Raw genomic sequence first — 8,530 nt, 5'->3', positions numbered from 1 at the left:
TCGGTGGCCAAAAACACTTGACCACTACATCCCAGCCATTCGCCCAGGTCACCACTTCAATGAGGCCGCTGCAGCTTACGGCAAGCTCCGTCTTGATCCGTGTCAATGGACAAGGTTCGAATCTGCGCTAGGTTAAGATATACATCACTCTGCAGGAGCACTGCCGCATGGCCAGGCACACGTCATTTCCTAAGCAATCCTCGCGGTCTGCCACCGCCTGGCATCGCTTTGGTCTGGTCATCCTGCTGGGCATGGTGCTACTGCTCTCTAGCGCCGCCACAATGGCAGATGACCCCTCCTCAGCAGATGCTCCCTCCTCTACTGAGTCTGGCCAGGTTGGCGTTGAGCCTCACGCAGATACGCACTCGAACACCGAGTTCATCAACGCAGACTATCCTCAACCGCGATGCCACCATGGCCATGGCACTCGTAATGTCGGCAGCGCCCTGTTGCGCCTGGAGCGCCAGGACTTGGAGCTCGAGCCCCTTCCCTTGAGCATGACGGCCCCGGCCATAGCGCCCCGGGTTGTCACCGCCAGCGGCTCGCCAAGTGCCCCTCCCTCACCCTCCTCGGTTCCTGTCTACCTTTTGACCCAACGCTACAGAGTCTAAGTCGACCTCGTATCTCCATCTCGCGCTTCCAGCCGTGGCCGCGTGGGAGAAAACCCGTGCCCGCCCCACATTGATCCAGGCAACTGCCGGAGTGGCCGCTGTGTGTGCAGAGACTCTTCCCACCATGAGAAGTGCATGCACATTCGCAACCACACCCGAGTGCTCGGTATCGGGTACGGCTTAGCGGACGTCACGAGGAAGACTTTATGGACGCACTGTTTTACTTCCTGCTTTGGGCAGCAATCCTCTTCTTGATGATGCGGTTCGGCTGTGGCGCCCACGTCATGGGGCACAGCCATGGCAGGACCAAACACGACAACGATAGCCCAGGGAATCAACGTGCAACTGAAGGGCTGGAGTGGATTCCGCCAGCCGAGGACGTCGACCCCGTCTGCGGCAAGACCGTCAGAACGAAAGGGGCCAAGCCAAGCGTCCACGATGGCCACGTCTTTTACTTCTGCTCTCGTGACTGCCGGGAGCGCTTCGAGGCCGCGCCCGAACAGTATCTCGTCCCTGGTGCAACGGCCTCGCCCCTCCAACCGGAGAACAAAGATGCCTGATGCCAATGCTCCGTTGACAGCCAAGCCCCGTTCAGGAACTCGCTTGCCGGTTCAGGCAACGCCGCGGATTCCCATGATCGCACTCGGGATGAGCCTGGGGCTGTTCCTGGCCGTAACCTTCATCCTTTGCGTCGGCTTCGATCTGCTGTTTCCCGACCAGGCGATGTATAAGAGCTGGCTGCGCTTGTTGCCAGGCTTCACTTGGCTCAGCTGGTCAAGCTTCTTCCTGGGGCTGGTCGAAAGTTTCGGCTACGGCTGGTACATCGCCCTGGTCTTCGGCCCGCTATACAACTTCTTTGTCACACGCCTCAACCGACACAGCGGAGCGTAGGCCATGAACGAATCCATCACTCAATACCGAAGGCCTCAACGCATGCGTGCGGCGTTGATTCCATTCCACTGAAGAGGTCGGAAACTGTCCGGGATCAAGAGCCGCCTACTTTCATCTCTACCTTCTCTTGACCCTTGGGTTACCCGCAGGCTTTAGCCTGACGTCAGGGCAAAGTAAGTAACAAGAAAAGGAGATCCGACCATGTGGGGCGACATGATGGCGTATATGGGGAGTTACGGCTGGGGGCATATGCTCTTCGGCGGGCTCATGATGGTGTTGTTCTGGGGCATCGTCATTGCCTTGGCCGTTCTCCTGGTGCGTGGCCTGACCCGAGGCCGGGGCGAGCCATTTTCTCAACGGCGGCCAACGGCCCTGGACCTTCTTCAAGAACGCTACGCCCGGGGAGAAATCGACCGCGAGGAGTACGAGCAACGCAAGCGCGATCTTCTGCTTTGATCGCACCTCCTGATTATTGGATACGGCACTATTAGTTTCGACCCTATCGAGATAGGGCCACGAGGTTGAATCAAGACGCGGAAGCGACGGAGACGATTCCATGACGCAACACCAACACGACCATTGTCACGGGCATGCCTCGCACGAGGCACCGACACTAGGCAGCGGCGATACGGACCAACACGCCGCCGGCAGCCAGGGTGGCGCCCAATACACCTGCCCGATGCACCCGGAGGTCGTCTCCGACCAGCCGGGTGACTGCCCCAAGTGCGGCATGCACCTCGTGCCCGTGGGAAGCGACGACTCGCAGACGCATGACGGGCATGGTCATGGGGCCTCCGCGCCGGCCCACGGCGGCAAGTACGACAAGGTGCCGGCCGGGCATGCCGGCGCCGTCTACACCTGCCCGATGCACCCCGAGGTGCGCCAAACCACTCCCGGTGCCTGCCCCCTGTGCGGTATGGGTCTGGAGCTGGAATCGGCGGCGGTCGGCGATGAAGGGCCGAATCCCGAGCTGGTCGATTTTACCCGACGCTTCTGGGTCGCGGCCGTGCTCACGCTTCCGGTCCTGATTCTGACGATGAGCCCCTACCTGGGCCTCGGGGCCATTCGCGACTTCTTCGGTGAACGCAACGCGATGTGGATCGAGCTGGTGCTCAGCACGCCGGTGATCCTGTGGTCGGGCTGGCCGTTCTTCGTGCGCGGCTACAACTCCTTCCGCACCATGAACCTCAACATGTTCAGCCTGATCGGCATGGGGGTCGGCGCGGCCTATCTGTTCAGCATCGTGGCGGTGCTGGTGCCGGGCGTCTTCCCCGACGGCTTTCGCCGGGAAGACGGCACCGTCGGCGTCTATTTCGAGGCCGCGGCGGTGATCGTCACCCTGGTACTGCTGGGTCAGGTGATGGAGTTGCGCGCCCGTGAAGGCACCGGCAAGGCGATCCGCGCGCTGATGGACATGGCCGCCAAGACCGCGCGGGTGATCCGGCCCGACGGCAGCGAAGAAGAGGTCGCGCTGGAAGACGTGCAGGTGGGCGACCACCTGCGGGTGCGCCCCGGCGACAAGGTGCCGGTGGACGGCGTGGTGGTCGAGGGCCGCTCCTCGATCGACGAGTCGATGATCTCGGGCGAGCCGGTGCCGGTGGAAAAGGTCAAAGACGACAAGGTCACCGGGGCCACGATCAACGGCACCGGCAGCCTGGTCATGGAGGCCACCCGCATCGGCGCCGACACCATGCTCAGCCAGATCGTCGAGATGGTGGCTGCCGCCCAGCGCAGCCGCGCACCGATCCAGAAATTCGCCGACAAGGTGGCGGGCAAGTTCGTGCCCGCGGTGATCGGCGTCGCCATCCTCTCCTTCATCGCCTGGGCGATCTGGGGGCCGGCGCCGGCGCTGTCCTATGCGCTGGTCTCGGCGGTGGCGGTGCTGATCATCGCCTGCCCCTGTGCACTGGGGCTGGCCACGCCGATGTCGATCATGACGGCCACCGGACGCGGCGCGCAGGCCGGCGTACTGATCAAGAATGCCGAGGCGCTGGAAGGCTTCGCCAAGGTCGATACGCTGATGGTCGACAAGACCGGCACCCTGACCGAAGGCAAGCCGAAGCTGGTGGCGGTGCTGCCCGAGGAAGGGCATGACGAGGCCGAGGTATTGCGCCTGGCGGCCAGCCTCGAACGTGGCTCGGAACACCCACTGGCCGAGGCCATCGTCGCCGGCGCCGAAGAACGTGGCGTATCCCTCGCCGATGCCACCGATTTCGAAGCCGTGACCGGCATGGGCGTCAAGGGGGTCGTGGACGGCCAGTCGGTGGCCCTCGGCAACGCCAAGCTGATGGCCGAACTGGGCCTCGATGGCGGCCGGATCTCCGAGACCGCGAACGCCCGCCGCGATGAAGGCGAAACGGTGATGTTCGTCGTGCTCGATGGCCAGATCGCCGGCCTGGTCAGCGTCGCCGACCCGGTGAAGGAGACCACCCCCGAGGCCCTGAAGGCGCTGCACAAACTTGGCTTTCGCATCATCATGGCCACCGGCGACAACGAGCGGACGGCCAAGGCGGTGGCCGGGCGACTGGGTATCGATGAGATCCGCGCCGACGTGCTGCCCGAGGACAAGGCCCGCATCATCCGCGAATTGCAGGAACAAGGCCGCAAGGTGGCCATGGCGGGCGACGGGGTGAACGACGCTCCCGCCCTGGCCCAGGCCGATGTGGGCATCGCCATGGGCACCGGCGCCGACGTGGCGATCGAAAGCGCCGGCTTCACGCTGGTCAAGGGCAACCTCGACGGCATCGTTCGGGCCCGCAAGTTGTCGCTGGCCACCATGCGCAACATCAAGCAGAACCTGTTCTTCGCCCTGGTCTACAACGGGGCCGGCGTACCGATCGCCGCCGGGATCCTCTATCCGTTCCTCGGCATCCTGATCGGGCCGATGTTCGCCGCCTTCGCGATGAGCGCGTCTTCGCTGTCGGTGGTGATGAATTCGCTGCGCCTGCGCCGGGTGAGGATTTGATCATGCATGACGAAAAGGGGTGGCTGGAGCGAGGACCCAGCAAAGGCAGCTTCTGGCTCATGGTGGCGATCGCCCTGGCGGTGATGGGCTTCCTGCTCTGGGAGGAGCACAAGGTGCACCTGCTCGGTGCCCTGCCCTGGCTGATCCTGCTCGCCTGTCCGCTAATGCATGTGTTCATGCACGGCGGACATGGAGGCCACGGGGGTCATGGCGGGCATGATGATCACAAGGGAGGACGCGATGAGTGATGACGTACCCGCCTATGGGCTGTGGGGCCTGGTCATTCTCAACTCGGCGATCTTCATCTTCTTCGCCTTCAGCTTCTTCAAGCCGCAGACGCGCCGCGACTGGCGCTCGTTCGGGGCCTTCAGCGCCTTCCTGGTGGCGCTGTTCACGGAGATGTACGGCTTCCCGCTGACCCTCTACTTCCTCTCCGGCTGGCTGCAGTCGCGCCACCCGGAGGTGGACTGGTTCAGCCACGATGCGGGCCACCTGCTGGAGATGCTGTTCGGCTGGCAGGCCAACCCGCATTTCGGGCCGTTCCATCTGCTGAGCATGGTGTTCATCGCCGCGGGTTTCTGGCTCATCGCCGCCGGCTGGCGGTCACTCTATACCGCCCAGCGGCGGGGAGAACTGGCCACCACCGGGCTCTATGCCCATGTCCGGCATCCCCAGTACGCCGGCTTCGTGCTGGTGATGACCGGCTTCCTGCTGCAGTGGCCCACCCTGCTGACCCTGGTCATGTTCCCGGTATTGGTGTGGATGTACTCACGACTGGCGATCCACGAAGAGCGCGACGTAGCGCGCCAGTTTGGCGACAAATGGCAGACCTACGCGGCCCGCACGCCACGCTTCATTCCGCACCTGCGGATGGCGAGTACGAGTGGCTGGCGCCTGTAAGGACAAAATCCCAGAGGTGCAGTCATGAAAAGCAGACGTTTTTCTCGTCGGCACGATCGTGGTCGTCAGCGACGACTCGCCCGGGGCTTCTTCTGCCCCTGCCACGGCTCCCAGTTCGACTTCGCCGGACGCGTGTTCAAGGCGGTGCCGGCGCCGATCAACCTGAAGGTTCCGCCGTACCGCTTCCTGTCCGAGTCCCGGATCGAGATCGGCGCCCACGACATCCTGACACTGAGAGGTATCCACTATGACCGCCAAAACATCCACCACCAAGCCACCCACGGCTCATAAAACCCCGCGCAAGCGCCAACCCACCGCCCCACCAGAGATGGACGCCCCGATGACCGCACCCGAGCCCGAAGAAGGCACCCTCCCGAGCCACCCGGCCACGGAGCTACTCGCCTATCAGACCGACCTGTGGCGACGCGGCGTACGCTACCTGGACACGCTGTGTGAGCGCGCGGACAACATGCTCGAGCATGAGCAGGCGGGCAAGCCGCCACTGCTCGACTTCGATTACGAGATGCTCGTGGATGGCCGTCGACTGGCGCGCCCCGCCAACTATGCCCTGCTGCGCATCACCCGGGTCGGCGAGGACTGCCTGGAGGACTGCCTCGACGAGACTAGGCCGCCAGGATGATCGTCGACCCGCGTGCCGGCCACGGCCCAGGCATCGGCGGCTTCAAGCGCGACTCCGAGGTGGGCATGGCGCTCCACGAGGGACACCCGGTCTACTTCGTGATCTTCTTCCCCGAGCCCGTCCCCGGCCAGACACTGGAGGACGTGCTGCACGTCCTGCGCCGCTTCGTCGAGACGCTGGCCGAGCGCCACCCCGGCCAGCCGCCGGTGCTCTACGGTAACTGCCAGGCGGGCTGGGCCATCGCGCTGCTCTCCGCCGACTGCGAGGGTCTGGTCGGGCCGGCGGTGCTGAACGGCTCGCCGCTCTCCTACTGGTCCGGCGAATCCGGCGTCAATCCCATGCGCCTCGCCGGCGGCCTGCTTGGCGGTGCCTGGCTGACGCACCTGATGGCCGACCTGGGAGACGGGCGCTTCGACGGTGCGAACCTCGCCACCAACTTCGAAGCCCTCAAGCCTGCGAATACCCTGTGGCAGAAGGACTATCAGCTGTTCGCCGACATCGACGGCCAGCGCGAACGCTTCCTCGAGTTCGAGCGCTGGTGGACGGGCTTCTATAGCCTGAGCAAAGAGGAGATCGTTGCCATCGTCGAGAACCTTTTCGTCGGCAACAAGCTGGAGCGTGGCGAGCTCGAGGTCTGCCCCGGCTGTAGCGTCGACCTCAAGCGCATCCGCAACCCCCTGGTGATCTTCGCCTCCGGCGGCGACAACATCACCCCGCCCCATCAGGCGCTCAACTGGATCCCCGCGGTCTATCCCGATACCGCGGCACTCAAGGCCGCCGACCAGCGTATCGTCTACCTGCTCAATCCCCACGTCGGGCATCTGGGCATCTTCGTCTCCTCCAAGGTGGCGCGCCTCGAGCACCGAGCGATCCTCGAGAGCGTCGGCAATCTGAATGACCTGGCCCCTGGCCTCTACGAGATGCGCATCGACAACCCCACCGGCGACCCCGACTGTCACAAGCCCCAGTTCCAGGTGCGCTTCGAGGAGCGCCGCGTGGAAGACATGAACTTTCCCGACCGGGCCCCGGCGTTCGAAGGGGTGCGAGCGCTCTCCGAGCACAATGTGGCCCTCTACGAGACCTTCGTCGGGCCCTGGGTGCGGTTTTACACCACCCCCTGGTCAGCCGAGGTGCTGCGTCAACTGCATCCGGCGCGGACCAGCCGGCTGATGTACTCGGAACGCTTCTCCCCCTGGATGACCGGTGTGAAGTGGCTGGCCGAGATGGTAGAGACCGCACCGGCGCCGATCGATAGTGACACCCCCTATCGGCAATGGGAGACGCTGTTGAGCGACTCTATCGCCTCGACGCTGGAGCTTGCCGGCACGACCCGCGACAGCATGTACGAGATGGGGTTTCGCAGCCTCTACGGCGGGGGATGGTGGAGCGAGAACGAGTGACCCAGTCGAAGCCGACCCGGTTTACAGCCAATACCTATAGAGCAACCCACTAATGGAGAGCAATAAATGAAGATCGAGACCTTTCATGACCTGATCGACTGGACTCGCCAGCTGCATGCCCAGTTGGCCGAGTGCTTCAGGCACTGTGCCACCCGGCAGGAGGAGGCACGGGCCAAATCACTGCTGGAGTATCTCGCCGATCACGAGGCGGTCCTGGAGCACACCGTGGCCAGCTTCGAGAAGCAGGCCGACCCCAAGGCCCTAAACACCTGGGTCTACGATTATCTGTCGCATGCGCCCATCAAACCCCATCAGGCGTGCAATTTGCCCTATGCCGAGATGGGCTTCGAAGACATCAGCCGGGAAGTCTTCTCGCTGCACGATCAGGTCATCGCGCTATACCGCTACCTGGAAGGACGCGCCGACATCCCCGAGGCTCGGGATCTCGTTCGCGAGCTCTTGAAGCTGGAGGAACACGAGGCGATGCGTCTGTCCCAGCAGATCAACCGGGCTCGGGATCTATAGATGTCGACGCTACAGGGCCGTCTAAGCAGAGGTCGTAGCCACTAATGAAGAACGGATGATCGCCCGGCACGTGCAGCGCACATTAACCAACACCCAGGAGGTGACATGACCCAGACGGCAACGCCAGTGGCCCTTGCGACGCTCGATGATCTGATTCAGCGAGCCGGTGGCGGTAACCCGATCCGCGTCGCCGTGGTCAACGCGGCCCAGGCCGCCGTGCTGGAGACGCTTCGCGAGGCGGCGAGGCTGGGCATCGCCGAGCCGGTGCTCATCGGCCGTCCCACCGAGATCGTCGAGGCCGCCGCGGCGATCGGGTGTGTAGTGGCATAGTGAATCTGGCCACCTGATTTTGAGTGTATGATCACTCACAGAGACAGTCAGGTGCAGATGATGACGAAGAAGAGAACGTTCAGCCCGGAATTTCGCTTGGAAGCGGCCCAACTCGTGGTCGATCAGGGTTACACGCTGAAGGCGGCGTGTGAGGCCATGGGAGTTGGCAAATCCACCATGGAATATTGGGTACGCAGGCTTCGGGCTGAGCGAGCAGGCAAGGCGCCGCTGAAAGGTGAGGCTCTGACGCCGGAACAGCGTGAGATCC

At 63.6% G+C, this 8,530-nt stretch carries 11 protein-coding genes and 1 pseudogene; all 12 read left to right on the top strand.

Going from position 1 to position 8,530, the window contains the following annotated elements:
* Positions 1-817 precede the first annotated feature (817 nt).
* On the top strand, positions 818-1,171 hold the full coding sequence (locus tag AC4FAH_RS11540; protein WP_052384923.1) for a YHS domain-containing protein: 354 nt from the start codon (positions 818-820) through the stop codon (positions 1,169-1,171).
* Positions 1,164-1,502, top strand: a complete 339-nt coding sequence (locus tag AC4FAH_RS11535) for a DUF5676 family membrane protein (RefSeq protein WP_225347873.1) — start codon at positions 1,164-1,166, stop codon at positions 1,500-1,502. Before AC4FAH_RS11540 ends, AC4FAH_RS11535 begins: the two co-directional genes overlap by 8 nt.
* Positions 1,503-1,703: 201 nt before the next feature.
* Positions 1,704-1,958 carry an SHOCT domain-containing protein gene (locus tag AC4FAH_RS11530; RefSeq protein ID WP_043337204.1) on the top strand — a complete coding sequence of 85 codons (255 nt, stop codon included), beginning with the start codon at positions 1,704-1,706 and terminating at the stop codon, positions 1,956-1,958.
* 100 nt (positions 1,959-2,058) lie between these two features.
* Positions 2,059-4,467: a copper-transporting P-type ATPase gene (locus AC4FAH_RS11525; protein WP_175090792.1), complete on the top strand. Its 2,409-nt coding sequence runs from the start codon at positions 2,059-2,061 to the stop codon at positions 4,465-4,467.
* A 2-nt stretch (positions 4,468-4,469) separates the two neighbouring features.
* Positions 4,470-4,715 (top strand): DUF2933 domain-containing protein, encoded by a 246-nt coding sequence (locus tag AC4FAH_RS11520; RefSeq protein WP_052384922.1) that lies wholly within the window; start codon positions 4,470-4,472, stop codon positions 4,713-4,715.
* Positions 4,708-5,367, top strand: coding sequence for a methyltransferase family protein (locus AC4FAH_RS11515; RefSeq protein ID WP_043337201.1), 660 nt, complete (start codon positions 4,708-4,710; stop codon positions 5,365-5,367). The genes AC4FAH_RS11520 and AC4FAH_RS11515 overlap by 8 nt, the downstream gene beginning before the upstream one ends.
* A gap of 84 nt (positions 5,368-5,451) precedes the next feature.
* A pseudogene (locus AC4FAH_RS11510) lies at positions 5,452-5,658 on the top strand (hypothetical protein); the annotation flags it as partial.
* 49 nt (positions 5,659-5,707) lie between these two features.
* Positions 5,708-6,007 (top strand): DUF3141 domain-containing protein, encoded by a 300-nt coding sequence (locus tag AC4FAH_RS11505; RefSeq protein WP_209443826.1) that lies wholly within the window; start codon positions 5,708-5,710, stop codon positions 6,005-6,007.
* The gene (locus AC4FAH_RS11500) at positions 6,004-7,407 is read left to right on the top strand and encodes a DUF3141 domain-containing protein (RefSeq protein ID WP_209443825.1); all 1,404 of its coding nucleotides are present in this window, start codon (positions 6,004-6,006) and stop codon (positions 7,405-7,407) included. Before AC4FAH_RS11505 ends, AC4FAH_RS11500 begins: the two co-directional genes overlap by 4 nt.
* A 66-nt stretch (positions 7,408-7,473) precedes the next feature.
* Positions 7,474-7,932, top strand: coding sequence for a hypothetical protein (locus tag AC4FAH_RS11495; RefSeq protein WP_043337196.1), 459 nt, complete (start codon positions 7,474-7,476; stop codon positions 7,930-7,932).
* A 105-nt stretch (positions 7,933-8,037) separates the two neighbouring features.
* Positions 8,038-8,262 (top strand): hypothetical protein, encoded by a 225-nt coding sequence (locus AC4FAH_RS11490; protein WP_087720112.1) that lies wholly within the window; start codon positions 8,038-8,040, stop codon positions 8,260-8,262.
* 60 nt (positions 8,263-8,322) lie between these two features.
* Positions 8,323-8,530, top strand: a 208-nt coding sequence (locus tag AC4FAH_RS11485; RefSeq protein ID WP_288388043.1) for a transposase, incomplete at its 3' end; no start/stop codon positions are given.

This window comes from Cobetia sp., assembly GCF_983723665.1.
Note: the sequence above shows the minus strand (reverse complement) of the source record. Positions and strands in the feature narration are given on the sequence as shown.

Coding starts and splice junctions, on each gene's coding strand:
- AC4FAH_RS11540 (WP_052384923.1), top strand. CDS start 818: ATGGACGCACTGTTTTACTTCCTGCTTTGGGCAGCAATCCTCTTCTTG.
- AC4FAH_RS11535 (WP_225347873.1), top strand. CDS start 1,164: ATGCCTGATGCCAATGCTCCGTTGACAGCCAAGCCCCGTTCAGGAACT.
- AC4FAH_RS11530 (WP_043337204.1), top strand. CDS start 1,704: ATGTGGGGCGACATGATGGCGTATATGGGGAGTTACGGCTGGGGGCAT.
- AC4FAH_RS11525 (WP_175090792.1), top strand. CDS start 2,059: ATGACGCAACACCAACACGACCATTGTCACGGGCATGCCTCGCACGAG.
- AC4FAH_RS11520 (WP_052384922.1), top strand. CDS start 4,470: ATGCATGACGAAAAGGGGTGGCTGGAGCGAGGACCCAGCAAAGGCAGC.
- AC4FAH_RS11515 (WP_043337201.1), top strand. CDS start 4,708: ATGAGTGATGACGTACCCGCCTATGGGCTGTGGGGCCTGGTCATTCTC.
- AC4FAH_RS11505 (WP_209443826.1), top strand. CDS start 5,708: ATGACCGCACCCGAGCCCGAAGAAGGCACCCTCCCGAGCCACCCGGCC.
- AC4FAH_RS11500 (WP_209443825.1), top strand. CDS start 6,004: ATGATCGTCGACCCGCGTGCCGGCCACGGCCCAGGCATCGGCGGCTTC.
- AC4FAH_RS11495 (WP_043337196.1), top strand. CDS start 7,474: ATGAAGATCGAGACCTTTCATGACCTGATCGACTGGACTCGCCAGCTG.
- AC4FAH_RS11490 (WP_087720112.1), top strand. CDS start 8,038: ATGACCCAGACGGCAACGCCAGTGGCCCTTGCGACGCTCGATGATCTG.